Source organism: Micromonospora rhizosphaerae (assembly GCF_900091465.1).
Taxonomy (GTDB): Bacteria; Actinomycetota; Actinomycetes; order Mycobacteriales; family Micromonosporaceae; genus Micromonospora; species Micromonospora rhizosphaerae.
On the sequence record NZ_FMHV01000002.1, the window covers coordinates 2,812,835 to 2,837,423 of the forward strand.

The 24,589-nt window shown below is 71.6% G+C and carries 27 protein-coding genes; 11 read left to right on the top strand and 16 right to left on the bottom strand.

The window, feature by feature from the left end; all coding sequences use genetic code 11:
* Positions 1-3 precede the first annotated feature (3 nt).
* From GA0070624_RS13595 to GA0070624_RS13610, 4 genes are all read right to left on the bottom strand, one after another.
* Positions 4-1,188 (bottom strand): low temperature requirement protein A, encoded by a 1,185-nt coding sequence (locus tag GA0070624_RS13595; protein WP_245718773.1) that lies wholly within the window; start codon positions 1,186-1,188, stop codon positions 4-6.
* Between the two features lie 153 nt (positions 1,189-1,341).
* A complete protein-coding gene (locus tag GA0070624_RS13600) occupies positions 1,342-2,061 on the bottom strand; it encodes a TIGR03943 family putative permease subunit (protein WP_091341014.1) in 720 nt (239 codons plus the stop codon).
* On the bottom strand, positions 2,058-3,119 hold the full coding sequence (locus GA0070624_RS13605) for a permease (RefSeq protein WP_091341016.1): 1,062 nt from the start codon (positions 3,117-3,119) through the stop codon (positions 2,058-2,060). Before GA0070624_RS13605 ends, GA0070624_RS13600 begins: the two co-directional genes overlap by 4 nt.
* A gap of 133 nt (positions 3,120-3,252) precedes the next feature.
* Positions 3,253-4,275, bottom strand: coding sequence for a GGDEF domain-containing protein (locus tag GA0070624_RS13610; protein WP_141715007.1), 1,023 nt, complete (start codon positions 4,273-4,275; stop codon positions 3,253-3,255).
* Positions 4,276-4,726: 451 nt separating this feature from the next.
* Between GA0070624_RS13610 and glpK the strand changes: the two genes are divergently transcribed.
* The 3 genes from glpK to GA0070624_RS13625 all read left to right on the top strand — a co-directional run bounded on the left by glpK (position 4,727) and on the right by GA0070624_RS13625 (position 7,151).
* Positions 4,727-6,244: a glycerol kinase GlpK gene (gene glpK / locus GA0070624_RS13615; protein ID WP_091341020.1), complete on the top strand. Its 1,518-nt coding sequence runs from the start codon at positions 4,727-4,729 to the stop codon at positions 6,242-6,244.
* A 184-nt stretch (positions 6,245-6,428) separates the two neighbouring features.
* Positions 6,429-6,662, top strand: a complete 234-nt coding sequence (locus GA0070624_RS13620) for a hypothetical protein (RefSeq protein ID WP_091341021.1) — start codon at positions 6,429-6,431, stop codon at positions 6,660-6,662.
* 45 nt (positions 6,663-6,707) lie between these two features.
* A complete protein-coding gene (locus tag GA0070624_RS13625) occupies positions 6,708-7,151 on the top strand; it encodes a GNAT family N-acetyltransferase (protein ID WP_091341024.1) in 444 nt (147 codons plus the stop codon).
* A gap of 163 nt (positions 7,152-7,314) precedes the next feature.
* On the opposite strand, the gene GA0070624_RS13630 is transcribed toward GA0070624_RS13625, so the two are convergent.
* Together GA0070624_RS13630 and GA0070624_RS13635 are read right to left on the bottom strand one after the other, a co-directional pair.
* On the bottom strand, positions 7,315-7,653 hold the full coding sequence (locus tag GA0070624_RS13630; RefSeq protein WP_091341026.1) for a GNAT family N-acetyltransferase: 339 nt from the start codon (positions 7,651-7,653) through the stop codon (positions 7,315-7,317).
* Entirely contained in the window at positions 7,650-8,666 is a 1,017-nt protein-coding gene (locus GA0070624_RS13635) for a pirin family protein (RefSeq protein ID WP_091341029.1), read from the bottom strand. The genes GA0070624_RS13630 and GA0070624_RS13635 overlap by 4 nt, the downstream gene beginning before the upstream one ends.
* A gap of 166 nt (positions 8,667-8,832) precedes the next feature.
* On the opposite strand from GA0070624_RS13635, the gene GA0070624_RS13640 reads away from it, so the two are divergent.
* Together GA0070624_RS13640 and GA0070624_RS13645 are read left to right on the top strand one after the other, a co-directional pair.
* Positions 8,833-9,330 (top strand): MarR family winged helix-turn-helix transcriptional regulator, encoded by a 498-nt coding sequence (locus GA0070624_RS13640; protein WP_091341032.1) that lies wholly within the window; start codon positions 8,833-8,835, stop codon positions 9,328-9,330.
* Positions 9,331-9,549: 219 nt separating this feature from the next.
* The gene (locus tag GA0070624_RS13645) at positions 9,550-9,672 is read left to right on the top strand and encodes a 50S ribosomal protein L36 (RefSeq protein WP_091341035.1); all 123 of its coding nucleotides are present in this window, start codon (positions 9,550-9,552) and stop codon (positions 9,670-9,672) included.
* Positions 9,673-9,691: 19 nt separating this feature from the next.
* Here GA0070624_RS13645 and GA0070624_RS13650 read toward each other — a convergent pair whose 3' ends face one another.
* From GA0070624_RS13650 to GA0070624_RS13660, 3 genes are all read right to left on the bottom strand, one after another.
* Positions 9,692-10,273 (bottom strand): HD domain-containing protein, encoded by a 582-nt coding sequence (locus tag GA0070624_RS13650; RefSeq protein WP_091341037.1) that lies wholly within the window; start codon positions 10,271-10,273, stop codon positions 9,692-9,694.
* A 224-nt stretch (positions 10,274-10,497) separates the two neighbouring features.
* Complete coding sequence (locus GA0070624_RS13655) at positions 10,498-11,928, bottom strand: hypothetical protein (protein ID WP_245718774.1); 1,431 nt, start codon at positions 11,926-11,928, stop codon at positions 10,498-10,500.
* A gap of 160 nt (positions 11,929-12,088) precedes the next feature.
* Entirely contained in the window at positions 12,089-13,351 is a 1,263-nt protein-coding gene (locus GA0070624_RS13660; protein WP_091341039.1) for an MFS transporter, read from the bottom strand.
* Between the two features lie 111 nt (positions 13,352-13,462).
* Here GA0070624_RS13660 and GA0070624_RS13665 point away from each other — a divergent pair, with 111 nt between their 5' ends.
* The 3 genes from GA0070624_RS13665 to GA0070624_RS13675 are packed head-to-tail and all read left to right on the top strand — an operon-like array spanning position 13,463 to position 16,274.
* A complete protein-coding gene (locus GA0070624_RS13665; protein WP_091341041.1) occupies positions 13,463-14,212 on the top strand; it encodes a (Fe-S)-binding protein in 750 nt (249 codons plus the stop codon).
* Between the two features lie 5 nt (positions 14,213-14,217).
* Positions 14,218-15,651 (top strand): lactate utilization protein B, encoded by a 1,434-nt coding sequence (locus GA0070624_RS13670; protein ID WP_091348778.1) that lies wholly within the window; start codon positions 14,218-14,220, stop codon positions 15,649-15,651.
* Entirely contained in the window at positions 15,648-16,274 is a 627-nt protein-coding gene (locus GA0070624_RS13675; protein ID WP_091341044.1) for a LutC/YkgG family protein, read from the top strand. The genes GA0070624_RS13670 and GA0070624_RS13675 overlap by 4 nt, the downstream gene beginning before the upstream one ends.
* A 15-nt stretch (positions 16,275-16,289) precedes the next feature.
* Here GA0070624_RS13675 and GA0070624_RS13680 read toward each other — a convergent pair whose 3' ends face one another.
* The 4 genes from GA0070624_RS13680 to GA0070624_RS13690 form a co-directional block, all read right to left on the bottom strand.
* The gene (locus GA0070624_RS13680) at positions 16,290-17,252 is read right to left on the bottom strand and encodes an anti-sigma factor RsbA family regulatory protein (RefSeq protein ID WP_091341047.1); all 963 of its coding nucleotides are present in this window, start codon (positions 17,250-17,252) and stop codon (positions 16,290-16,292) included.
* On the bottom strand, positions 17,249-17,413 hold the full coding sequence (locus tag GA0070624_RS34710) for a hypothetical protein (RefSeq protein ID WP_176731685.1): 165 nt from the start codon (positions 17,411-17,413) through the stop codon (positions 17,249-17,251). Before GA0070624_RS34710 ends, GA0070624_RS13680 begins: the two co-directional genes overlap by 4 nt.
* Before the next feature lie 144 nt (positions 17,414-17,557).
* Entirely contained in the window at positions 17,558-18,034 is a 477-nt protein-coding gene (locus tag GA0070624_RS13685; protein ID WP_176731686.1) for an SRPBCC family protein, read from the bottom strand.
* On the bottom strand, positions 18,031-18,351 hold the full coding sequence (locus GA0070624_RS13690; protein ID WP_176731687.1) for an ArsR/SmtB family transcription factor: 321 nt from the start codon (positions 18,349-18,351) through the stop codon (positions 18,031-18,033). Before GA0070624_RS13690 ends, GA0070624_RS13685 begins: the two co-directional genes overlap by 4 nt.
* A gap of 198 nt (positions 18,352-18,549) precedes the next feature.
* On the opposite strand from GA0070624_RS13690, the gene GA0070624_RS13695 reads away from it, so the two are divergent.
* Complete coding sequence (locus GA0070624_RS13695) at positions 18,550-19,617, top strand: hypothetical protein (protein ID WP_091341053.1); 1,068 nt, start codon at positions 18,550-18,552, stop codon at positions 19,615-19,617.
* 469 nt (positions 19,618-20,086) lie between these two features.
* Here GA0070624_RS13695 and GA0070624_RS13700 read toward each other — a convergent pair whose 3' ends face one another.
* Positions 20,087-20,602 (bottom strand): 2'-5' RNA ligase family protein, encoded by a 516-nt coding sequence (locus GA0070624_RS13700; RefSeq protein WP_091348782.1) that lies wholly within the window; start codon positions 20,600-20,602, stop codon positions 20,087-20,089.
* Positions 20,603-20,686: 84 nt separating this feature from the next.
* Here GA0070624_RS13700 and GA0070624_RS13705 point away from each other — a divergent pair, with 84 nt between their 5' ends.
* The gene (locus GA0070624_RS13705; RefSeq protein WP_091341055.1) at positions 20,687-21,196 is read left to right on the top strand and encodes a mycothiol transferase; all 510 of its coding nucleotides are present in this window, start codon (positions 20,687-20,689) and stop codon (positions 21,194-21,196) included.
* Positions 21,197-21,211: 15 nt separating this feature from the next.
* Here GA0070624_RS13705 and GA0070624_RS13710 read toward each other — a convergent pair whose 3' ends face one another.
* Complete coding sequence (locus tag GA0070624_RS13710) at positions 21,212-22,387, bottom strand: hypothetical protein (protein ID WP_091341058.1); 1,176 nt, start codon at positions 22,385-22,387, stop codon at positions 21,212-21,214.
* Positions 22,384-22,956, bottom strand: coding sequence for an RNA polymerase sigma factor ShbA (shbA, locus tag GA0070624_RS13715; RefSeq protein WP_091341061.1), 573 nt, complete (start codon positions 22,954-22,956; stop codon positions 22,384-22,386). The genes GA0070624_RS13710 and shbA overlap by 4 nt, the downstream gene beginning before the upstream one ends.
* A gap of 135 nt (positions 22,957-23,091) precedes the next feature.
* Here shbA and tnpB point away from each other — a divergent pair, with 135 nt between their 5' ends.
* Positions 23,092-24,489: an IS607 family element RNA-guided endonuclease TnpB gene (gene tnpB, locus GA0070624_RS13720; RefSeq protein ID WP_245718776.1), complete on the top strand. Its 1,398-nt coding sequence runs from the start codon at positions 23,092-23,094 to the stop codon at positions 24,487-24,489.
* Positions 24,490-24,589: the final 100 nt, after the last annotated feature.

The following is a 24,589-nucleotide window of genomic DNA, read 5'->3' on the forward strand; positions in this document are numbered from 1 at the left end:
TGATCATCTTGGGGGAGGTGACGGCGGGGCGAATCGCTCCCGCCGGGCGCGCGCCGCGTCGGCGACGGCGACTCCGGCCAGGACGACGACGGGCGCGATCGCGGCTATGTGCGGCGGCGCGGGGGTCATCGCCGGGGCCATGGCGGCCAGCCCGAGCGTCCCGATCGCCCGCGACCGGGACACGCGTGCGGACACCACGTACTCGAAGACGGCTCTGCCGGCCAGATACAACGCGGGTCCGCCGAGGATGACGGCGACCCAGGTCGGGTCGGTGCGCGTAGCCGGGTGGGCAATTACAAGATCGTTGCCCGTGGCGATGGCCACGATGCCGATCACCATGAGCAGGTGGGCGAATGCCGTCAAGCCGGCCAGACGGGCGGGATGGCGGGACGCCCGCATGGCCGCCGGTAAGAGTTCGCCCGCGCGGTAGATGTAGATCCGCCAGATCAGCACGATGGTGGCGAATGACACCAGAAGGGCCGTGGTCCGGTCGGCCTCAAAGTTGCTGCCACTGTACGTGATACCCGTGATCAGGATGGGCTCGCCGAGTGCGACGATGAAGAACTGCCGATACCGCTCAGACAGGTGTTCGACCACGACCGGCAACTCCGCCGCGGGCTGCCGGCCGAGGCGCGGTGTTGGCTGGCCGAGCGCGATGCCGCCGTAGTCTATGGCGAGGGCAAGCGTCCACAGCGCCGCGCGGGGCACAGCTCCGGGGGCCAGGGCGCCGGCAATCCACGGGACGGCAGACATTCCATACCAGAAGAGCACGCGCTCCGCCCGGCGCTGTGCCGGATGGCCGCGCAGGGCGGGCACGAAGTAGAGTCCACGCCCGATCTGGATGGCGACGTAGGCTCCCGCGAAGACCAGGCCGCGTTCACCGAACGCCTGCGGGACGGCGACCGCCATCAGCAGGGCGCCGAGCATGGTCGCGACGACGAGCAGTTGGATCTCCGGCCGTTGCGGGTCGTAAATGTCGGTGACGGCCGTCGTGGCGTACCAGACCATCAACAGCGCCAGCAGCAGCAGAAGTGGCTGGCCGGATTCCAGGAGGGCGATTCGCTTATCCCCGGTCAGATGCTCAACGGCCTGCTGCGAGACGCGGGTGAGCGCGAAGACGAACACCAGATCAAAGAAGAGTTCCAGGAAGGTGGCGCGCTCCGGGCCCCCCCTTTCGCGCAGCAGCAAGGCTGCCCTGCTCGTCGCCATCAGATCGCCAGTCCTGTAAGCCGTGCTCCGTCTCGGGGCTGCTGCCTTACCCGCCGCTCCGCAGCTGATTCCGTGGGCAAGGTGCGCGACCTCGCGGTGCTTGACGGGCCCCGGGTGACCGCCCGCCCCGGATCACTCGTACTGCTCGGTGGGCGGCCTGATCCGTTGCCAGCTGTCGACCTCGAGGTACGGGATGTGGGAGTCGTTGATCCGGTCCTTGGCGGTGTGTGGGATCCAGCGGCCCCGCACCTGCACCCACGAGTCCGAGGGGAGGCGGGGCACATCACCGCGAAGACCTATCTTGATGGGTACGCCATCGGCGGCGCAGCAGGCGAGGATGATGCGCGCGAGCATGGGCTGGCCGTCGGGGCCGGTGGCGATGAAGCCGGTGAGTTCGATCTCGCGGCCCCGCAGGGTGCGGCCCTCGTCGTAGATGGCGCGGTAGCCGTACTCGAGCAGGGTGAGCTTCGCCGGATCTCCTGGGCGCAGTGGCGGGTAGGCGATCTCCTCAGTGCGGGTCAGCGCGGAGCCCGCGCGGGCGACGGTGTCCGCGCCGAGGGCGGGCGGGGCGATCATGAGCAGCCCGAGAGCCGGCAGCCGGAGCAGCCAGCCGACCTTGTGGCCGGAGCGGCCATGGTGGTGGTCGTCGTCGCGCTCCGACCGATCGCCCGGCTGGTCGCGTAGTTCGTAGCGCAGGGTCATGACGGCGGCGGCGACCAGGAGCAGGGCGGCGGCGATCAGGAGTGGTCGCAGCCCCTGCTTGACGTAGCGCAGGTACGCGTCGGTCCAGGTGGCACGGAGGATGGCGCCGCCGAGAAGCAGCATGACCACGGCCTGGGCCGGTCGGTTCACCAGAGCACCGTCCCGAGTCCGGTCGCGACCAGCACGGCGAGGGCGAACGTCGCCGGCGCGAAGCGGGCGGCGAAGCGCCGGCCGAGGATGCCGGTCTGCATGGAGATCAGTTTCAGGTCGATCATCGGGCCGACGACGAGGAACGCCAGCCGCGCGGTCAGGGAGAACTGGGACAGCGACGCGGCGACGAACGCGTCGGCCTCCGAGCAGATGGACAGCAGCAAGGCGAGCACGGCCAGAGCGAGCACGGAGAGCAGCGGTTGGGCCGCCAGGTTGTGTAGCACGGACGGGGGGACCGCCACGTTGATGGTGGCGGCCGCCATCGCCCCGACGACGAGGAAGCCGCCGGCATGGACGATGTCGTGCCGGCAGGCCGCCCAGAACGCCTCGATTCGGGGTAGGCCGTCGAGATGGGGACGGTGCGGCAGGCGGATCCACTCGGCGTGGCCCAGCCGAAGCCAGAGCCAGCCCATGAGCACCGCTACCGTCAGGCTGGCTCCGCCGCGAGCCGCCACCATCTCCGGGTTCTTCGGAAAGGCCACGGCCGTGGCGGTGAGCACGATCGGATTGATCGCCGGCGCAGCGAGCAGGAACGCCAGGGCGGCGGCGGGGGTGACCCCGCTACGGATGAGCGAGCCGGCGATCGGCACTGACCCGCACTCGCAGCCGGGAAGCACGACGCCGGCGACGCCGGCCACGGGGACCGCGAGCGCCGGGTGTCGAGGCAGGGCCCGGGTCCAGAACGACCGCGGTACGAACACCGCGATGACGGCCGAGAGAACCACGCCGAAGACGAGGAACGGCACGGCCTGCACCAGCACGGACACGAACACCGTCAGCCAGGTCTGGACGCGCGGTCCGGCGAGCAGGTCGCCGATCTGCCGGTGCAGGACGGCGATGAGGATCAGAACCACGAGGAGCGCGCTGACCGAGTCGATCGGCTCGTCCCCCACCCGCCGCAGCGGCGGATGGGTCGCGCCGTCAGGGGGTGACAGGTGGTCTGGCTCGGCCGGTGCGGCGGGGTCCGGCGTCGCCACCGGTGTGGCGGAGGGATCCATCGTGCTCAGGGCAACCACCTACTCCGACGTCGACGGCATCTTAGCGTGATCGGATGGTCACCTGGAGTGTGGCTTGGTGAAAGGCCTGCCGCACGGAAGCAGATGCAGCAGCACGGCCTCAGCAACTGGTCGGCTACGGCACGCCGAGGGTGCCCGGGCGGTTGACCAGCAGGCCGTTGCGGTCTCCCGGCGGCGGGTTCGCGGCCCGGCGACGTTCCTGTTTCACACGATAAAGGCGCTGGTCAGCCACCTGCATCAGGGTCTGAAGGGTGCCCCCGTCCCGGGGAGCACTGGCCGCGCCGATGCTCACACCGGCACGCGCGCGCACCGCCGCGTCGATTCGGGTCATGACGGTCCGGGCGGTGGCCTCGTCCGCGTCGACCAGGACGACGACGAACTCGTCACCGCCGACCCGTGCGATCGCGTCCTCGGCGCGCAGCACCTCGCGCGTCGCCGCCACGATCCACCGCAGCAGTTCGTCGCCGGCGGCATGCCCGAGGCGGTCGTTGACGAGCTTGAAGTCGTCCAGGTCCAGGCAGAGGATGGACGGTCCGGGGCGACACCTTCTCCGGAACAGCGGCTCAGTGAACTCGGCCAGGCCGCGCCGGTTCAGGGCGCCGGTGAGCGGGTCCAGTGTCGCGAGAGAACGTAGCTGTGAACGTTGCCGTGCCAGTTTCCGCGCCTGCGTGGAGCAGACCGAGATCAGCACGACCATGGCGGCGACGTAGATGAAGAGGTGACCGGGCCGAGTCGGTTCTCCGGTGACGGCCACGGCAAGGTAGGACCCGACAGTGAGCGCCTCGAGCGCGATCATCAGGCGCAGGTGTGGCATGTAGCTGGCGACGAACACGGCGGTGGTCACGAAGCCCAGGGCGGCGGGTGAGGCGGCGCCGCCGTCCCAGTGCACGCTCGACGAGGCCACGATGAGCGTGACCAGCAGGATGGCGAACGAGACGCGGTAGCCGGCCGCCTTCGTGGTCACCGTCCTCGCTGCCCACAAGCCCGCGGTGCCAGCCCCCATTCCGCAGCCGTAGGCCGCGAGCATGAGGTCCCGGTTCGGCTGGCGGAGCGTCATGAGGCAGTAGATGACGCCGACCCCGTGCGAGACGACGTGCAAGGCCGCGCCGAGCTGCATCCTGCGGCGGCGCTCGTTCACCCGATTGTCCTTCGCACCACTGCACCCCTGACGACGGCTCCAGGTGACGTAAGAGCGAAAGTCGGTCGAAGTGGCGATGTCGGTGGTCCGTGCCGAGGCCGCTCCGACGTGGCACTTTGCCACTTCGACATTGAATGTTGCGCATTAGTTCACAGTCAATACCCGAGTCGGCAACCCTGTCCGGTCGGTACGTTCCTGTAGCGCATCCCGCCACGCTCGGTCACCGGTTGGTCGCTCGGGCCTCCGGCTTGATCCAGCCGAAGGTGCGCTCCACCGCGCGCTGCCAGGTCTCCCGTTCCTCGGCGCGAACGTTAGTAGACACCGACTAGCGAGGACGAGCCGGAGCCGGGCAACCTGGCTACCGAGACGGTTTCGGCCAGGTCCGAGTTCGCCTGCGTCTGACATCCGCCGACTTGCATCCTCGCGACGAACAAAGAAGGAGACACCTCGCATGGCTGACTTCGTCGGCGCCGTAGACCAGGGCACCACCAGCACGCGCTTCATGATCTTTGATCACGGCGGCAACGAGGTCGGCCGCCACCAGCTCGAACACCAGCAGATCCTGGCGCAGGCCGGCTGGGTGGAGCACAATCCCCTGGAGATCTGGGAGCGGACCCAGACGGTCATTCAGACCGCGATGAACGCCCGCGGCCTGGCCGCCTCCGACCTCGCCGCGCTCGGCATCACCAACCAGCGCGAGACCACTGTGGTGTGGAACCGCCGGACCGGCCGGCCCTACTACAACGCCATCGTCTGGCAGGACACCCGCACCGACCGCATCGCTGCGGCCCTCGAACGCGAGGGCAAGGGCGACGTCATCCGGCGCAAAGCCGGCCTCCCGCCGGCGACGTACTTCTCCGCCGGGAAGATCCAGTGGATCCTCGAGAACGTCGACGGGGTGCGCGAGGCCGCCGAGCGCGGCGAGGCGGTCTTCGGCAACACCGACACCTGGCTGCTGTGGAACCTCACCGGCGGCATCGAGGGCGGGGTGCACGTCACCGACCCCACCAACGCCAGCCGCACCATGCTCATGAACCTGGAGACGCTGGACTGGGACGACGAATTGCTGTCGTTCTTCAACATCCCCCGCGCCATGCTGCCGCAGATCCGGCCGTCGTCCGACCCGCGCTCGTACGGGAGCACGGCGCCGCACGGCCCGTTCACCGGCCCGGTCCCGCTCACCGGCGACCTGGGTGACCAGCAGGCCGCTACGGTCGGGCAGGTCTGCTTCGCCCCCGGCGAGGGGAAGAACACCTATGGCACGGGCAACTTCATGCTCCTCAACACCGGTACGGAGATCGTGCGGTCGAAGGCGGGGCTGCTCACCACGGTGTGCTACCAGTTCGGCGCGGAGGCGCCGGTGTACGCGCTCGAAGGCTCGATCGCGGTCACCGGCTCGGCCGTGCAGTGGCTGCGCGACCAGCTAAAGATCATCAGCAGCGCCGCCCAGAGCGAGATCCTGGCCAGCCAGGTGGAGGACAACGGCGGGGTGTACTTCGTGCCTGCGTTCTCCGGCCTGTTCGCCCCGTACTGGCGCTCCGACGCCCGCGGCGCGATCGTCGGCCTCTCCCGGTTCAACACCGACGCCCACATCGCCCGGGCAACCCTCGAGTCCATCTGCTACCAGAGCCGCGACGTGGCCGAGGCCATGGAGCAGGACTCCGGGGTGCACCTGGAGTGTCTCAAGGTCGACGGCGGCGTCACCGTCAACGACCTGTGCATGCAGATGCAGGCGGACATCCTCGGCGTGCCGGTCAGCCGGCCGGTGGTCGCCGAGACCACCGCGCTCGGCGCGGCGTACGCCGCCGGCCTCGCCGTCGGGCTCTGGAAGAACACCGACGAGCTGCGCGAGAACTGGAACGAGAGCCGGCGCTGGCAGCCGGCCTGGTCGCCGGAGCAGCGCGAGAACGGCTACGCCCGATGGAAGAAGGCGGTCCAGCGCACCCTCGACTGGGTCGACGTGGACTGACGGGCGCCCCAATTCAACGATCACCGGGCGGCCGGCGTCCGTCGCCGGCCGCCCCCACCCCTTCCAGGAGAGAGAAGACGCGCTGTCCTCGCTGGCCCCGGAGTCCGCTTCGCATCCTGGTCGATCTTGAGACTCGGGCTCGTCGCCGCTGAGCGTATGTTGGGAGCGGCGCTGAGGGGATGCCGTGATCCCGATACTGATCGTGTTCGGCCTGGTATTCGGACGCTGGTGGCGGCTGTCAATCATCGCCGCCGCTCTGGCATGGCCAGGCTTGCTCGTCGCTGCCGACGTGATGGATGTCGAGCCGGGGTTGCTCGGCGCATCCGGGCTGGCCATCGCCAACACCGGCGTAGGCGTGTTGGTCCATCAAGGCATCGTGCGAATGATCCGGAAATTGCGGGGTTGGGCTTCCCCCTGAGGTTCAGGCCCCTCAATCCCTGGACGGCTGGTCCAGACTGCCGATATGGACGTGGAGCTGAGGGTTGTGCGCTCGGACGATGCAGCTCGCTTGGCCGCACTGCTGACCCAGCTCGGCTACCCGGTCCAGGAACCCGAGGTGACTGAACGATTGACCTACTGGTTCGGAGACCCCGCGAGCCTCCTCATCGGAGCCGACGTCCGTGGCGACCTTGCCGGCGTTGCCGCCCTGCACGTCATTCCGATGCTGGAAGCCACGGGCAGGTGGGCCCGTCTCGCCGCGTTGGTTGTCGACGAGAGGTACCGGGGCAAGGGCGTCGGACGAAGCCTGGTGGAGGCTGCCGAAACCCGAGCCCGAGAGATGGGATGTCGGTACATGGAGATCGCTAGCAGCCGTCGGCGCGTCCAGGCTCATCGGTTCTACCGCAGCCTGGGATATGAGGATGTCTGTGAGAGATCCGCTCGCTTCATCAAGTACCTGCTGCGGTAGTCGCGCGACCGGCGGACGATGAGCCGATCTCACCAGGCCTGCTTACCGCCGAACCTCGCCGCCCTGGCGCAGCCCCGCTCCCCACCAGCACCACTGTAGAGGGAACGGCATAGATCCCCCGACAGTACGTGTTTCCAGCGAGGGGGCGGCCCGACACCCGGCGTCAGCCCAGTTCGCCCTCCAGCCATTGCAGGACATCGGAGGTCACCGGGTCGGTAATATCGGCGAACTCGTCATGTTTCTTCAGGAACTTGGCCACGTAGGGGCAGACGGGCACGATCCGCTTCCCGGAGGCGCGCACGTCGGTGAGCGCCTCCTGGACCAGCTGAGCGGCCAGGCCCTGGCCGGCGAAGGCGTCGTCGACTTCGGTGTGGAAGAAGACCCGTTGCTGACCGCGGTCGCGGTACGCGGTCAGGCCGGCGCGCTTACCGTCGACCAGGATCTCGTACCGATGCTTGGCATCGACCCGCTCGACGATCGCAGCGGCAGACGGCTGGCTCATGGGGTTCCTTTCGAACGGAGCCGGCGCGGAGGATTCCGGCGCGGCATGATGGTGGCATTAGGCAGGGCGGGCGCCCGAAGGCGGTCCCCCGGATATCCCTTGACGACGCCGAAGCGGTCGGAGGACGCCTCCCAGTCTGCTCGGGCCTGGACGATGTCCTCGTGGGTGCGGCCGATGAAGTTCCACCACATGACGATCTCCTCCTCGAACGGAGTGCCGCCGAGCAGGATCGTCCGCGCCGGGCCGTCCGACATGTTCGCCAGCGCCAGGGTGCCGGCGCCGGGGCCGACATAGCCCAGTTCCGCCGGGCGTAGCAGGGTGTCGGCCACGCGTACGTGCCCGCTGTCCACGAGAAGGCCGTGCTCGAAGCTGGTCTCCACGGCGAGTGTGATCGCCGCACGCGGTTCGAGGGTGATCTCGGCGCCGAGCAGCGGTGTGAACGTCCGCACCGGGGAAGCGTCCTCGGCGAGCGAGCCCAGGAATACCCTGATCTCGGCCCCGTCGACCTGCACGGGTACGGGTACGTAGTGCTGAAAGTCCCGGGCAGCGTTGCGGTGCTCTTCGGGCAGGGCCACCCACAACTGGACGCCGTGGATGATGGTGGCGTGCGGAGTGGAGACCTCCGAGTGGGCGATGCCGTACCCGCCCGTCATGAGGTTCAGCTCACCGGGCCGGATGAAGGCGTGACTGCCCAGACTGTCGCGGTGCTCGATCTCCCCGCTGAACAGCCAGCTCACCGTCTGCAGGCCGGTGTGCGGATGCGGGGGGACCTCCATGCCACCGGTCGCGGTGACGTCGTCGGGACCGTAGTGATCAGCGAAGCACCAGGCTCCGATCAACGTACGGGCCCGCTGCGGCAGCGTCCGCCGCACGGACATCGCCCGCAGCCCGCCCAGGGGTACCTCCCGCGGGGAAAGCACGTCGACCCGCGGCGCCTCAGCCGGCCGCCGGGCGTCCGCCAGCTTGTAGCGCGGATCACCGGGATCCTGTTGTTGAGGGACGTGCAGTGACATTGCGATACCTTTCCGAGGGGGCTGCAAGGTATGTGGTGCCTACATGTCTCAACTCTCGTCCATCGGATCGCTGTCGCGGACAGGTAAATGCTCGGCGCCTGGCAGATATTTCTGCAAGGGTAGGTGACTGGCGACACAGCTGATCGGAACAGCTAATCTGCTGGGCATGAGCGCAGCGGATGTGCCGATCGAGCGACGGCGACCCGGCGCCGCCGCGGGCGGGCCGATCAGCCACGCGATCTTCCGGCTGGCCCGGATCCACAGAATGACCGCCGGACAACTGCTCCGCGAGGTCGGGCTCCACCCCGGCCAGGAACTGCTGATGATGCGACTGTGGGAGTCAGGGCCGCAGCGTCAGACCGATCTCGCCGACGAGTTCGACACCGACTCGGCCAGCATGACCCGCACCGTGCAGCGCCTCGAACGGGCCGGCTACGTACGCCGCGTCCCGGACCCCGACGACCGCCGCGCAACCCGCGTGGAACCCACCCCGGCCAGCCTTGTCCTCCGCAAGCAGGTCGAACGCATCTGGGCAGACCTCGAACGCCGTACGGTCGGCCGGATGGCCCCGGACGAACAACGCGATGCGCTCCGCATCGTGCACCAACTGGAAGACAACCTCACAGCGCACGAGCCGGACTCCGAGCGCAGCGTCAGCCGTTAGCAACTCGCACTGCGCGGGAAGATCCGAAAGGATGGATGGCTCGCCGTCTGGCACCAGGACTCGACGAATGACTGGTGTTTCGTCGGGTAGGCGGGCCCGCAGTACGCGAAGGCTCCAGCCGGGAGAACGCGGTACGCCGTCGCCGCCCGGGCCAGCCCACCACGGTTCGGTACCGATCGTCACGGCTGAACTGCCTGCGACCAGAAGGGATGGCTTGCGATGAAGGTCCGAAGCTCGCTGCGAGGGCTGAAGCGGAAGATGAACTCGATGGTGGTACGCCGAAGGGGCAAGGTCTTCGTGATCAACAAGGCCAACCCGCGGCAGAAGGCCCGCCAGGGCTGAGGAGGGCCCGGCGCCGCCCCTACGTCGTCCGACTGGGCGTCTGGAGCCAGGCGAGCGGCTGGCCGGACAGTGCGGCGTCGGCGAGGCGCTGGGCGGACCGGGTCTGGAGAGCGGCACATGAGCTATCGATCCACCGCTGAACGTTGTCCACGCCCTGGTGGCGGTACTCCACTGCCTGAACCAGGCACTCCAGCTTGTCGGCGTCCCGGGCGACGACGGCTTCCCGGGTCTCGCCCGCCTCGTACTCGGCGACAGCGGCGGTGATGACCTCAGCCACCGCCGGGGGGCAGGCAGCCACCTGATCGGCGGTGACGGCCGTGTTCGGTGCGGCCGTCAGATAGTGCTTGGCGATGTGTGGGATGTCGGTGACCCGGGTTTCCTGCGTGTCATGCAGCACGCACATCATCGACACCCGGGCGGGATCGGCGCCTTCCATGGCGGCCAGCATCATGCCGATCAGCGCGGTCCGGAACGAGTGCTCCGCGATCGACTCCGGGTGCTTGACTCCCGCGAACCACCACCCGGTCCGGGCTGCTCGCTTGAGCACGCCGGCTTCGAAGATGAAGGTCATCGCGCCGGTGAGGTGCTGGTCGTCGCTCATCTGGTCGTCCCTGTGCCGGAAAGCCCGCCGGTGCGCGGGCCGTAGATGATAGACGTTAGTTCCCGGCGGGGCTGCTCCGAGACCTGAATCGCCATCCAGCGGGGCGAGCCGGCCAGTGCGACCGCCGGAGGAACTCTCAGGCCGTCGGCGCGACGGCATGGGCAGGCCGGGCGCGCGGACCTCGGTGGCGGCCGGCGTCCGCCGCACATCCGCCCGCCGGTCCGTCAGGCGGTGGCCCGTACCTCCTCGCCGGGCTGGTCCGCCGGCTCCCCGGCCGCCCCTTCGACGGCCGCCTCCTCCTCGGCCGCATCCTCCGTGGACGTCCGCGCGGCGAACGCGTCGAAGGTCGCGAGCTCCGGGGGCACCGGGTCGGCGGAGGAAGGGTCGTCGGGGGAGAACTCGGCGGCGGGCCGCGGGGTCACCTGCGGGTACTCGGCGGTCTCCACGCCGCCCGCGGCGGCCGCCATCACCGCCGCGGCGGCGAGGTCGGCAACCCGCTTCGCCTCCCGCCGCACCCGGGCGCGGACCTCCTTGGCGTGCTGCTCGGCGGAGTCGGCAGCCCGGCGCGCCTCGCTCAGCCGGTTCGTCTCGGCGGTCAGGTCTCGGCGGACCTGGAGGAGACGCTCCTCCAGGTCGGCGCCCTCCTGCTCGATTGCGGAGAACTCCTGCCGCGTCCGGTCGAGCTGCTGGCCGGCGGTCTCCAGTTCGGACCGGAGCTGGGCCAGCGCCTCCTGCCGCTGCTGGATCTCCTGCTGCACGGTGGCCAGCTGCTCCTGGTTCGCGGTCGCCTGCTCGTCGGCGCGCTCGCGCACCTCGGTGGCGTACTGCTGAGCCTCGGCGACCAGCGCGGCAATGTCCCGCTCGGCAGCCGCGGCTCGGTCGGCCAGCTCCTGCTCGGCGGCGCTCCGCCGCTCCTCCAGCTCGCGGGCCATGGTGGCCTGCCACTTGGCCAGTTCCTGCTGGGCCTTGCTCCGGTTCGCCTGCACCTCCTGCTGAATCTGGGTGCGCGCCGCCTTCACCAGCGCCTCGGACGCGGAGCGAGCCTGCTCGACCTGCTGGGCGCTCTGCTCGGCGATCCGCTTCGCCTCCTGCTGAGCGCGCTCGTGGACGGCCTGACCCTCGGCCCGCAGCTTCTCCGCCGTCTCGCGGATCCCGGCGAGCTCGGCCTGCGCGGCGGCCCGTTGCTCCTCGTCCGCCTTCTCCTCCTCCGCACGGCGCGCGGACAGCTCCTCGTCGAGCTCACGCAGCTCCCGGGCGGCCTCCTCCCGCGCGGCGGTGAGCATCTTCTCCGCCTGGGCCTGCAGGTCGGCGGCCCGCTTGGTCGCGGCCTCGGCGATCGTGCCAGCCTGCTTTTCGGCCAGGTCCAGGATCTGGTCGACCATCGGACCGAGGTCGCGGAAGGACGCCCGGTCCACCTGCGCCGGACGCTGCCGCAGCTCGGCCACCTCGGCCTGCAGCCGCTGGACCTGCCTGGTCAGCTCCTGGACCTGGGCGTACGCCCGGTCCCGGTCGGCCGTCAGCGCCGACAGCTCGCCGTCCATCTGGTCGACGTGCCGGTCCACCTGCCGCTTGTCGTAGCCGCGCAGCGCGAGCTCGAAATGCGGCCGTGCGGAGACGTCGTCGTGTGGTGCGAACGGTTCCTCGCCGTTGGACATGCGCCATCCTCCGTCGGATCGCCAGCGCCAGGCCGGCGGATGACCGGCCCGCAGGGCATGATGAGGCGCAACGGTACCGCCCTCCGGAACGGCCCGTTGGCCTGCCCCACCACCCTCCCGGCGCGGTTTCGATCGGCATGGGCGGCCGACGCCCGTCGGGTCAGGTCGTGGCCGGTTGCAGGGTCGGTTCGTCGTCGACCGCCGCCGGTGCCGCCCGCCGGATCGGGGTGCACAGCCCGCCGACGGCCACCAGCAGGCAACCCGCGCCGGCGACCAGGCAGACCGTGCTGACGCCGTACCGGCCGGCCGCCCAGGTCAGCGCCGCGGCGCCGGCCGGGCCGAGGGAGAAGTGGGTGCTCCAGAAGGCGGAGGTGACCCGGCCCAGCAGGTGATCGGGAGTGATCTCCTGGCGCAGCGACATGGAGCAGATCCCACCGATGCTGACGCAGCAGAGGTAGCCGGCGGCCACGACGGTGACGGCTGGCACGCTGCCGGTCAGCCCGAGGCCGGCGATGGCGACGCCGCAGACCGCGTGGGCGCCGATCCAGGTGACGCCGAACCCGCGGCGACGCCGCAGCGGGGCCACCAGCAGCGCCCCCGCTACCGTGCCGAGGGTGGCGAGGCCGAGCACCGTGCCGACCGTCCGGTCGGAGCCGCCGAGGTCGTGTCGTACGTGGTAGATGAGCACGTCGGTGAGACCGAACGTCAGGAAGACGAAGACCGACAGCAGGACGGTCAGCGACCGCAGCACCGGCTGCCGCCAGAGGAATCGGGCGCCGGCCAGGAACTCGACCAGCGCCTTCTCCCGCCTCGGAGCGGCCTCGTCCGTGTCCGGGCTCCGGAGCCGGACGAGCCAGAGGCCCGCGGCGGAGAGCGCGAAGCTCGCCGCGTTGATGCCGACGGCCGCGGCGGGCCCGAACCGGGCCGACACCAGGCCGGCCAGCACCGGCCCGACCACGGCGGTGGCCGCCCAGGTCGCGTGCAGCCGCCCGTTGGCCTCCGTGATGTGGTCCTTGTGGACGAGATTGCGTACCGCGGTCACCGAGGCGACCTGGAACACCATTCCGACGGCCTCGCAGACCGGCAGCACGACGAAGAGCAGCCAGACCTGCGGGCCGGCGAGCCAGGCGAGCGGGATCAGGGCGTAGAGCACCAGCCGGACCAGGTCGGCGACGATCATCAGGCGCCGCCGGTCGAACCGGTCGACCAGCACCCCGCCGAACACGCCCGCACCAACCGACGCCGCGCCGGCCACGGCGGTGAGCAGACCCATCCGCGCCACCGACCCGGTGGCGTGCAACACCAGCAACGGCACCGCGATGTAGGCGAAGGAGTCCCCGGCCACCGAGACGGTCTGCGCTATCCAGTACGTCACGAAGGAGCGGTCCCGCCGCAGGGGAGCCGAGTCGGGACCGCCGCTCATCTGCCCGAGACTAGTCCGCCGACGCTGGCGCGGCGGCCCCCACTCGGGGAGACTCGACGGATCGGCCGGCCCCGCTGCGGGCCGCCGGGACGCGACCTGGGAGGGCTGAGCATGCGGATCGCCCTGTTCGTCACCTGCCTCGCCGATACCCTCTTCCCGGAGGCGGCCAAGGCGACCGTACGGCTGTTGGAGCGCCTCGGCCACGAGGTCGTCTTCCCCGAGGACCAGACCTGCTGCGGGCAGATGCACGTCAACACCGGCTACCCGGACGACGCGCTGCGGCTGGTACGCCGGCACGTGCGGGTCTTCGCCCCGTACGACGTGGTGGTCGCCCCCTCGGGTTCGTGCGTCGGGTCGGTGCGCCACCAGCACGCCATGGTGGCCCGGCGGGCGGGCGACGAGCGGCTGGCCAGCCGGGCCGAAGAGGTCGCCGGGCGCACGTACGAGCTCTCCGAGCTGCTCGTCGACGTGCTCGGGGTGACCGACGTGGGGGCGTACTACCCGCACCGGGTGACGTACCACCCGACCTGTCACTCGCTGCGGATGATCCGGGTGGGCGACCGGCCGCTGCGGCTGCTGCGCGAGGTCCGCGGCCTCGACCTGGTGGAGCTGCCGCAGGCCGAGCAGTGCTGCGGCTTCGGCGGCACGTTCGCGGTGAAGAACGCGGACACCTCCACCGCGATGCTGGCCGACAAGATGCGCAACGTGCTGGCCACCCGGGCCGACGTCTGCACCGCGGGAGACGCCTCCTGCCTGATGCACATCGGCGGCGGGCTGTCCCGGCTGAGAGCGGGCGTGCGTACCGTCCATCTGGCCGAGATCCTGGCCAGCACGGAGACCGTCGGCGCGGCGAGGGGGTGAACAGCATGACCCGGACCTTCCTCGGCATGCCGGCGACCGCGCCGCCCGACGTCGGGCACCTGCGTGGTGACGAGCCGTTCCCGGCCGCGGCCCGCCGGGCGCTGGCCGACGCCCAGCTGCGCCGCAACCTGCGCCACGCCACCACGACGATCCGCGCCAAGTCCGGCGCGGTGATCGGCGAGGTGCCGGACTGGCAGGAGCTGCGGGCGGCCGGTTCCGCGATCAAGGCCGACACCATGGCCCGCCTGCCCGAACTCCTCGAACAGTTGGAGGCGGCGGTCACCGCGGCCGGCGGCACGGTGCACTGGGCGGCCGACGCGGTCGAGGCGAACCAGATCGTCACCGACCTGGTCCGGGCCACCGGCGCCGACCGGGTGATGAAGGTCAAGTCGATGGCCACCCAGGAGATCGGCCTCAACGAGGCCCTCGAAGCCGCCGGGATCGAACCGGTCGAGACCGACCTGGCCGAGCTGATCGTCCAGCTCGGACGGGACCGGCCGAGCCACATCCTGGTGCCGGCGATCCACCGCAACCGGGCGGAGATCCGCGAGGTGTTCCTGCGCGAGATGCCCGGCGTCGACCCGGCGCTGACCGACGAGCCGGCGGCGCTCGCCGCGGCGGCCCGCCAGCACCTGCGGCGGACCTTCCTCAGCACCCGGGTGGCCCTCTCCGGGGCGAACTTCGCGGTGGCCGAGACCGGCACCCTCGCCGTGGTCGAGTCTGAGGGCAACGGGCGGATGTGCCTGACGCTGCCGGAGACCCTGATCACCGTGATGGGCGTCGAGAAGGTCATCCCGACCTGGGACGACCTCGGGGTGTTCCTGCAACTGCTGCCCCGGGCGTCGACCGGGGAGCGGATGAACCCGTACACCTCGATGTGGACGGGGGTCACCCCGGGCGACGGGCCGCAGCAGGTGCACCTGGTGCTGCTCGACAACGGCCGCAGCGCGGTGCTCGCCGACGCCGTCGGCCGGCAGGCGTTGCACTGCATCCGCTGCTCCGCCTGCCTCAACGTCTGCCCGGTGTACGAGCGCACCGGCGGGCACGCCTACGGGTCGGTCTATCCAGGGCCGATCGGGGCGGTGCTGTCACCCCAGCTCACCGGGGTGGAGGAGAATGCCTCCCTGCCGTACGCGTCGTCGCTCTGCGGCGCCTGCTACGACGCCTGCCCCGTGAAGATCAACATTCCGGAGCTACTGGTGCACCTGCGCAGCCGGGCCCCCCACCCGCGCAGCGAGGCGGTGGCGATGGCCGCGGCCGCGTACACGATGGACCATCCGCGGCTGTACGCGGCCGCGCAGCGCGCCGCGGGCCTGGGTCGGGTCGCCGGTCGCACCCTGCCCCCGCCGCTGAGCGGGTGGACCGCGAGCCGGGACGTGCCGGCCGCGCCGCCGCAGACCTTTCGGCAGTGGTGGTCGGAGAACCGGAGCGAGTCATGAACGCGCGCGACACCGTCCTGGCCCGGCTGCGGGCCGCCCTGGCGGGGGCCCCACCCGCCGTGCCCGCCCCGGCGCCCGGACACCGCCGCCAGGGCGAGCTGCCGCCGGGGCATCCGGAGCTGGTCGACCTGCTGGCACGGCGGCTGACCGACTACCGGGCCGAGGTGCACCGGGTGGCCGAGGCGGCGGTCGCCGACGCCGTGGCCGACATCCTCGCCAGCACCGGTGGCGCGGCCGTCGTGGTGCCGCCGGGTCTGCCGGCCGGGTGGCGGCCCGGCTCGGTCGAGGTGGTGGTCGACGACGACCTGCCCGCCGACCGGCTGGCGGAGCTGGACGGCGTGGTCACCGCCGCTGCGGTCGCCGTCGCCGAGACCGGCACGATCGTGCTCGACGCCGCCGCGGACCAGGGCCGGCGGGTGATCAGCCTCCTGCCCGACCTGCACGTCTGCGTGGTCCGCCCGGACCAGGTGGTGGCCACCGTGCCGGAGGCCGTCGCCCGGCTCACCCCGGGCCGTCCGCTGACCTGGATCAGCGGCCCGTCGGCCACCAGCGACATCGAACTGAACCGGGTGGAGGGGGTGCACGGCCCACGCCGCCTGCACGTCATCGTCACCGACGAGTGAGCCGTCGGGCGCGGATCAGAGCGGGAAGTACGGGCTGCCGGCCGTCAGCCGCATTGTGAAGCCGTCGGGGCCGCGGTGCATCGCCACGTGGTTGCAGGACTGGTAGGTGATCCAGAGCCCGAGACCGCCGGCCGAGCCGTTGTTGGCCGGGAGCAGCCCGGCGTACGGGTCCTTCGGTCCGTCGCCGGCGTCGCTCACCGTGACCACGATCCGGTCCGCGCCGCTCCACAGCACCATCCGCACCGGCGGAAGGCCGTGGCGCAGGGCGTTGGTCACCGTCTCGCTGACCGCGACGACCAGGTCCTCGACGTCGTCGGCGGGGAGCTGGCCCCGGTGGGCCGCGTGCACCGCGGCGCGAGCCTGCGCCGGCGTCGGGTCGGTCAGCTCGGCCGTGGGTGCCGTCCGCTGCACCGGGTCGAGCAGAATCGGCCGTGGCTCGGTCAGGTAGCTCCTCGGCTCGGTGTACACCCCGGAGGGGACGTGAGTGCCGTCCGGCATGGCGACCCGGGGATGGGTGCGCGCCACGTCCGCGAGCACCCGGGCCGAGGCGATCCGGGTGTCGTACGCGCACATGCTCCAGAGCGGGAAGTCGTCGTAGGCGTAGTTGATCGCGGACTCGTAGCGGGCCCACCAGTCCCAGGTCGAGCCGAGGACGGCCGGGGGCAGCTCGCCGACGATCCGGATCTGCTCGGCGCCGTCCGCCACGTACGAGGCGAGCAGTCGGCGGTAGGAGCGGATCGCGGCGGTCGGCCGGGCGTACACGTCGCCGCCGGGCAGGAACGTCACGCCCGAGCCGGCGGGCAGGGCCCGCCGGACCAGCTCGGCGTTGCGCTCGCCGAAGCCCACCACGGTCGGTTCGCCGGCCTCGACGCCGCCGAGCAGGAAGGGCAGCACCACGGCGAGCAGGTGCTCGTCCGAGTCGAAGAAGATGGCCTCGTGGTAGTAGCCGACGTGGCCGGCGGCGGCGCCCGTTCTCATCGGGCGGCCTCCCCCCGGACCTCGGCGCGGTCCAGCAGCTCCACCCGGCGGGCGGCGGCGGACGTACGCCGGACATCGGTGACGCCGTGCCGCCGGGCGCGGTCGCGCAGGTGCACCAGGCAGACCTGACCGTCCGCCGACGGCGTTGCGTCGCTGGTCACGCCGGGATCCCCATGGCGCCAGTCTATGGTGCTCCGGTGGATCGGCCAGTCGACGCGTCCCCCGGCGCCCGGCGACCGATCCGCGCCGCCCGGGCCCGCCATGCACCACTCCGGGGTGGGCGCGACGGACCGGAGCGGGGGCGGTCAGGCCTGCTCGGCGTACTGGCGGAGGAGGCCCGGCCAGCCGCCGTCGCTGGCCACCGCGTCGCGGACCCGTTCCCAGCCTGCGCCGTGGGCGTCCAGCCGGTCGTGCACCAGGTCGACCCGGGTGCCCCCTTCCACCGGGGTGAAGGTGACCGTGACCCGGCTGCCGGCGGCGTCGGCGGCGGGGACCTGCCACTCGGGGCCGATCAGCCAGGAGAAGGCGAAGGTGTGCGGCGGGTCCCAGGTGAGGACCCGGCCCCAGGTGCAGGTCTCGCCGGACTCGCTCTCCTCGTACACCGCACCGCCGACGCGGGGCTCCAGCCCGACCCGCTTGAGCTCGCCGGGGAGCAGGTGGTGCGAGCGGATCCACCACCGGTCGATGCCGGTGGTGAAGACCTCGTACGCGTGCTCGGGCGTGGCGGCGACCTGCACGCTGGTGCGTACGGCCGCGCTCTGGTCGGTCTCTGCTGCGGTCACTGCTCCTCCTCGGGAGGGTTCTCGGCGGCGTGCGCGAACGCCGCCAGGGCCTGCTGCCAGAACTGGTCGAAGTAGCCGCGTACGGCCGCCAGCCCCTGCGGGTCCAGCGCGTAGACGCGGCGGGTGCCGACGGCCGTCGAGGAGACCAGGGCGGCGTCCTTGAGCACCTTGAGGTGCTGGGACACGGCCGGCCGGCTGACCGGGAGGTCGGCCGCGATCTCGGCGACGGAGCGTGGCCCGGCGGCGAGAAGCTCGAAGACCGCGCGCCGGGTCGGGTCGCCCAGCGCGTCGAGCATCCGTCCTTGGTAAGTGGCCACGAACGGTAAGTCTAGACTTTCCGATGGGCCTGTCAAGACGTTATCGATCCCGCCAGGCGTCGTCGGCGCACTCAGCGAGATATGCCAGCTCGTTCGCGCAGTCGACACCTTGCGGCAATGCATCGGGCCGGAGCTGTGCACGCGCGACCACGAGGCTGCCGTTGATCTCTTCCCTGCACCGATTGGAGAGCCTCAGACATGCGTAGCTTCTGGCGCGGTGCGATCGCGGCGGCCGTAACCACTGCAGTCCTGAGCGGCATCATGGGCGCGAGCAGTGCCTACGCCAACCGTGACGACGACCACGAGGACGGACATGCCAAGGGCCGCAAGTACACGGTCGGCCTCTTCGGCGACATGCCGTACGGCGCGAAGGGGCGGGTCGAGTACCCGCGCCTGATCGCCGACATGAACGACGCCAACCTCGCCTTCTCGATCTTCGATGGTGACCTCAAGGCCGGCGGCGACGGCGCCTGCACGGACGCGCTGTACACCCAGTCGCTCGACTGGTTCAACAGCTTCGACCGCCCGGTCGTCGTGCTACCCGGCGACAACGACTGGACGGACTGCTGGGGACGGTACGGCGCGGGCACCGGAGGGTTCGACGCGCTTGAGCGTCTCGACCACGAGCGGCAGGTCTTCTACCCGACCGACCAGAGCCTCGGGCGTACGACAATGGCCGTGCGGCGGGAGAGCGAGGAGATCGGATACGAGAAGTACCGGGAGAACGTCCGCTGGATCGAGGGCCAAGTGATGTTCATCGGCCTCAACGTCCAGGGCTCCAACGACAACCTGCCGCACGCCGGCGTTGACGGCGAGACCCGGCCGGACAGCGAGATCGCGCGGATGGCCGCCGAGCACCGGGAGCGGGAGGCGGCCAACATCCACTGGCTGCAGAACTCGTACGCCGAGGCCACCCGGCTCGGGCTCAAGGGCGTGCTCGTGGACTGGCAGGCCGACCCGAACTTCAACAACGAGCAGAAGCTGCAGCCCCTGCAGTACGACGGCTACAACGAGATCCTCCCGGAACTGCGCAAGCAGGTGCTCGCGTTCCCCGGCCAGTCGGCGCTCGTCCACGGCGACAGCCACTACTTCAAGGAGGACAAGCCGTTCAGGTACGACAACGGCCAGGTCGTGGCGAAGTTCACCCGGGTTGAGACGTTCGGCGACGGCAACACCCACTGGGTGGCCCTGACCATCGACCCGAACGACCCGAACCTGTTCGAGTTCAGCCCGCGGATCGTGGCCGCCAACGTCAACGACCGCTGATACCCGCCGGCCAAGCAGCCCGCTTGGCTCAGTCCGGGCAACACGGTGACGGGTCCGCGTCCACTGACGCGGGCCCGTCAGCCCCGCACTTGGCACGGCGATCTGTCACCTGGGCTGCCTCCTCGCTGCGGCGATGGTGCTTTTTCGCGCCCGGTGGTGACAGCCCACACGGCCCAGAGCGGCCCGAGCTGATCTTCCTGGGCTTCATAGGCGCTGCGCTGAACCTACGATCATGCGCATGGAGGGTCTCTTCGCCGGCGGCGCGCTGCTCTGCGGCGGGTTCAGTTGTCTGCTGCTGCTCTGCGCCGTCGCAGCGATGTGGGCGGCTTGGCGGCCCGAGAAGCGGAAGTGATGGCGTCACGAGATCCTGACGCTCATCGACGAGGACAGGGACCGGCTCGACCGCGTGACGGTCGTCCCCGGCGCGCAGTTGAGCTGGGATCTGGGGCTCGGCGGCGGGGCGGGGCTGTCAGGGCAGGGGGTGCGAAATGCCCCGAGCGTGGTCGGTGATGGCGGCGCCGACCACCGTGGCGGTCAGCGGCAGCATCTCCAGGCAGCGGCGGACCGCCGCGGCCATCAGCACGTTCGGCACCCGCATCGACAGCGTGCAGTGTGGCACCCAGCGCCCCGGCTGGTAGTGCTCGACCAGCGTGATCCCGGCCTGGGCGAGCCGGTGGTGCACCTGCGCGTGGTGGGCCAGCAGCTCGGCGGTGGGTGCCAGCCCGAGCCAGAGCACCCGGCCGACGAACTGGCCGGCGTGCTGGAACTCCAGCCGCAGCGGCGCGGCGACCACCATCCCGGCCAGCGCGTCGGCGACCTGCTCGGGATCGAAGCGGGCGGCGACCGCGAGCGAGACGTGCGGGCGGTGCCGCTGCTCCAGCAGCGACCGCATGCTCTGCACGCCCTCGGACTCGAGCGCGTCCCAGAGCACCCGGATCCGCCGGGTGGCGTCGGTGTCCAGGTAGAGCTCCAGCGCCGCGACCACGACGATCACCCTAGAGGTCGAGGTTTGCCCGGCTCGGTGGGCGGTACTGCCCACTCGGCACGATAGCGGAGGAGCGTGGTTCGAGTGGACGTCAACGACCTCCTGACCGAGGCGTACGACCGGGTCCCCGAGCTGGTCGGCTCGGCGGTCGACGGGCTCACCCCGGAGCAGTTGCGGCGCGCTCCCGCGCCGGGCGCGAACCCGGTGGGCTGGCTGGTCTGGCACCTGACCCGGATCCAGGACCACCACGTCGCCGACCTGCTCGGCGAGGAGCAGGTCTGGGTCTCCGGGGACTGGGCGGGCCGGTTCGGGTTGCCCGCCGATCCGGACGACACCGGCTACGGCCACACCCCGGCCCGGGTCGCGGCGGTCCGGCCGGACAGCGCGGAGGTGCTCGTCGACTACCACCGGGCGGTGGTGGAGCGTACCCGGGCGTTCCTGCGCGGGCTGCGGCCGGCGGACCTGGACCGGGTCGTGGACGAGGCCTGGGATCCGCCGGTGACCCTCGGCGTCCGGCTGGTCAGCGTGCTGGCGGACGACCTCCAGCATGCCGGCCAGGCCGGCTACGTGCGGGGGCTGATCGAGCGGCGTTGAGAGGGCCCCGGACTATCAGCCCGGCCCACGCCGGTCGCCAGCGAAGACGGGGCGCGTGCCGCCGTCCGGGGCGGCCGTCCGGGTGGTTGCGGTCCCCGCGTCCGCCGGGCGGGACCCTGCGCCCGCGTCGGCTCTCCCGGCACCACCCGCTTCGGCGTCCGCCCGCGGGCGCGGCCGGGCCCCGGCGCCTCTGCTGGCCGCGGTGCCCTGGTCGGCCCCCGCTCGGGAGGCGGCCGGCCGGCGCGGATGAGCCGCCTCGCCCAGCGTGGCAGGGGAAACCGCGGCCGGAGCGTCCGGTCGCCGCCGGGCCGGCGGTTCCGGCCGAGCCGTGATCGGTGTGGCGGCGCCGGGGTCGGCCCCTGGCGTGGTCGGTGTCGGCCGGAGCGGACGGTCGGGCCGCGCCGCCGATGGTGCGGTCTGTCCCGGCGCGGGTTCCACGGCGGACGGGCTGGTCAGCGCCGACTCCGGGGCGTCCTCGCCGTCGGTGTCGGGGGTGGACGGTGGCGGGGCGGTCGCCGCGACGGTGCGCCTGTCCGGTGCGGGCGAGGGCGGCAACCGGCGCCACAGGTCGTCGATGTCGCACCGGAGGCGGGCCCGGCGCTCGTCGTCGCCCAAGTCGGCGAGCAGCGCCGCCGCCCGCTCGAGGTGGGCGCGGGCGTCGGCGTACCGGGCGGCGGTGAGGTCGCGGCGGGCCTGCTCCAGCGTCCGGCCGATCTCCCGTTCGGTGACGAGCGACTCGGCCCGCTCGGTCCAGAGCACTTCGGTGACCGGCCAGAGCGGACCGCCCGGCTCGGCCCGGGCCGAGCCGAGCCAGAGGCCACCGGTCAGCGCCACCAGGGCGAGCGTCGCGCCGGCGACGGCGCCGTTGCGTCGGTGGGGCCGGCCCGTGGCGTCAGGGTGGCGTCGCTCCGCCGGCCTGGATCGGCGCACCCCGGCCGGTACGGCGACGCCGCGCCCAGGCCGTCCGGTCCGCGCCGCCCCGCCCCGCGGCTGGTCCTCCGGCGCAGCGGCATCCGACGGCCCGGCGTCGAGCGCTGCGGCCCGGGCCACCACCCTGGCCCGCCAGTCGGCCAGCAGCGCGGCGACCGGGTCGTCCGCAGGGGGCGCTTCGCCATGACCGATCGCCTCTAGCAGTTCGTCGTCCCGCAGCACCGGGTCGCCGGGCGGGGGAGTCCGGTCGCCGGGGGTCACCGGATCACCGTGGCCAGGGTGTCGTCGGCGAGGGCACGCAGCCGGGTGAGCGCGCGGTGCTGCGCCAGTCGTACCGCACCCCCGGTCATACCGAGCACGGTACCGACCTCGTCCGCGGTCATGCCGACCGCCAGCCGCAGCACCAGAATCTCGCGATGGGTCGCCGGCAGCTGGGCCAGCAGCCCGGCGAGGCGGGCGCCCAGGTCGGCGGCGAGGGCCTGCGGCTCCGGCCCGGGCGTGGGATCGGCCGTGTCGGGCACGTCGGCGACGCTCTCGGTGCGGTCCCGGCTCGCCGCGCGGCAGGCGTCGGCGACCTTGCGGGCGGCGATGCCATAGACGAAGGCGAGGAAGGGCCGGCCCTGCTCGGAGAACCGGGGCAGCGCCCGGAGCACCGCCAGGCAGACCTCCTGGGCGACGTCCTCCGCGGTCGCGCCGCCGGCGCCCACGTGACCCAACCGGGCGAGGCTGTACCGCACGACGATCGGCCTGATCTGCGTCAGCACCTGGGTCACGGCCACGGGATCGCCTGCGACGGCCCGACGCACGACGTCGGGATCCGGTGTGTCCATCAGGTCAACGAGGCCCTTCCCGCTGTGGCTGGGTCGACGGTAGCTGTCGTCCGCCGTACCGCCAAGAGGGTGCCGTGGGGGTGTGGCGTTGGTGGTTGCGGGTGACTGTCGTATCGGGTGTTTATGGTGCTGGGCGTGGCGCACCGGGAGCGGGTGAGTGTCGTGCAGGCATACCGGTTCGCGTTGGACCTGACGCCCCGGCAGGAGCGGGTGGTGTTGGCTCATGCGGGGGCGGCTCGGCTGGCGCACAACTGGGCGCTGGCCCGGGTCAAGGCGGTCATGGATCAGCGGGCCGCCGAACGCACCTACGGCATCGACGAGGCGGACCTGACCCCGACCCAGGGCTGGCCCCTGCCCGCGCTGCGTAGAGCGTGGAATCAGGCGAAGCCTGTGGTGGCGCCGTGGTGGCGGGATTACTCGAAGGAGGCGTTCAACACCGGCCTGGACGCACTGGCTAGGGCGTTGAAGAACTGGTCCGACTCCCGCAGCGGCAAGCGCGCCGGCCGGCCGGTCGGGTTCCCCCGGTTCAAGTCCCGGCGCCGGTCGACCCCGTCGGTGCGGTTCACCACCGGCGCCATCCGCGTCGAGCCGGACCGCAAGCATGTGTTGCTGCCCCGGCTCGGCCGGCTGAAGCTGCACGAATCGGCCCGCAAACTCGCCCGCCGCCTCGACGCGGGCACCGCCCGGATCTTGTCCGCGACGGTGCGCCGCGACGGCGGCCGCTGGCACGTGGCGTTCTGCGTCGAAGTCGACCGCGCCGCGCGCACTCCACACCAGCCACAAGCGGTGGTCGGCGTGGACCTGGGTGTGAGGCATCTGGCGGTGCTGTCCACCGGTGAGGTGGAGCCCAACCCGCGCCACCTGGACGTCGCCGGCCGCCGGTTGCGCCGCCTCGCCCGGCGCATGTCCCGGCGGGTCGGCCCCGACCGGCGCACCGGCCGCCGTGCGTCGAAGCGGTGGGAACGGGCGCAAGCCGCGCTCGGCCGGGCGCACGCCCGCGTGGCGAACCTGCGCCGTGACGGCCTGCACAAGCTGACCACCCGACTCGCCCGCGCCTGCGGCACCATTGTGGTGGAAGACCTCAACGTGGCCGGGATGCTGCGCAACCGCAGGTTGGCCAGGTGCATCGCCGACGCCGGGTTCGCCGAGCTACGCCGGCAACTCGGGTACAAGACGGCGTGGAATGGCGGGCGGCTGGTGGTGGCCGACCGCTGGTATCCGTCCTCGAAGACCTGCTCGGGCTGCGGCGCGGTGAAAACCAAACTCGCCCTGTCCGAGCGCACCTACACCTGCACCCTGTGTGGTCTGGTCCTGGACCGGGACGTCAACGCCGCACGGAACCTGGCCGCGCTGGCGGTCACCGTCGCCGGGAGTGGCCCGGAGACGCGAAACGGACGCGGAGCCGACCGTAAGACCCCACTCGCGGGGCCGGTGACTGTGAAACGTCAACCCGGCACCGCCACAGCGGGCAAGACCGGGACCGTCCCACCGCAAGGCAGGACATCCGATCACATGCTTACCAAAGCATCATGAGAGGAAACGGATGAAACACCGCGACGGCTCGCGGCGATAACCCGGCAGGAGGCCAGTGGCCCGCCGACCTGACGTCGTCGACGCCGGGTCAGTCGTTGTG

Excerpts from the sequence above, each read along its gene's own strand:
- glpK (WP_091341020.1), top strand. The coding sequence starts at position 4,727 with ATGGCTGACTTCGTCGGCGCCGTAGACCAGGGCACCACCAGCACGCGC.
- GA0070624_RS13645 (WP_091341035.1), top strand. The coding sequence starts at position 9,550 with ATGAAGGTCCGAAGCTCGCTGCGAGGGCTGAAGCGGAAGATGAACTCG.
- GA0070624_RS13665 (WP_091341041.1), top strand. The coding sequence starts at position 13,463 with ATGCGGATCGCCCTGTTCGTCACCTGCCTCGCCGATACCCTCTTCCCG.
- GA0070624_RS13670 (WP_091348778.1), top strand. The coding sequence starts at position 14,218 with ATGACCCGGACCTTCCTCGGCATGCCGGCGACCGCGCCGCCCGACGTC.
- GA0070624_RS13660 (WP_091341039.1), bottom strand. The coding sequence starts at position 13,351 with ATGAGCGGCGGTCCCGACTCGGCTCCCCTGCGGCGGGACCGCTCCTTC.
- GA0070624_RS13625 (WP_091341024.1), top strand. The coding sequence starts at position 6,708 with ATGGACGTGGAGCTGAGGGTTGTGCGCTCGGACGATGCAGCTCGCTTG.
- GA0070624_RS13695 (WP_091341053.1), top strand. The coding sequence starts at position 18,550 with ATGCGTAGCTTCTGGCGCGGTGCGATCGCGGCGGCCGTAACCACTGCA.
- GA0070624_RS13630 (WP_091341026.1), bottom strand. The coding sequence starts at position 7,653 with ATGAGCCAGCCGTCTGCCGCTGCGATCGTCGAGCGGGTCGATGCCAAG.
- GA0070624_RS13650 (WP_091341037.1), bottom strand. The coding sequence starts at position 10,273 with ATGAGCGACGACCAGCACCTCACCGGCGCGATGACCTTCATCTTCGAA.
- GA0070624_RS13635 (WP_091341029.1), bottom strand. The coding sequence starts at position 8,666 with ATGTCACTGCACGTCCCTCAACAACAGGATCCCGGTGATCCGCGCTAC.
- shbA (WP_091341061.1), bottom strand. The coding sequence starts at position 22,956 with ATGGACACACCGGATCCCGACGTCGTGCGTCGGGCCGTCGCAGGCGAT.
- GA0070624_RS13605 (WP_091341016.1), bottom strand. The coding sequence starts at position 3,119 with ATGGATCCCTCCGCCACACCGGTGGCGACGCCGGACCCCGCCGCACCG.
- GA0070624_RS13680 (WP_091341047.1), bottom strand. The coding sequence starts at position 17,252 with ATGAGAACGGGCGCCGCCGCCGGCCACGTCGGCTACTACCACGAGGCC.
- GA0070624_RS13655 (WP_245718774.1), bottom strand. The coding sequence starts at position 11,928 with ATGTCCAACGGCGAGGAACCGTTCGCACCACACGACGACGTCTCCGCA.
- GA0070624_RS13640 (WP_091341032.1), top strand. The coding sequence starts at position 8,833 with ATGAGCGCAGCGGATGTGCCGATCGAGCGACGGCGACCCGGCGCCGCC.
- GA0070624_RS13675 (WP_091341044.1), top strand. The coding sequence starts at position 15,648 with ATGAACGCGCGCGACACCGTCCTGGCCCGGCTGCGGGCCGCCCTGGCG.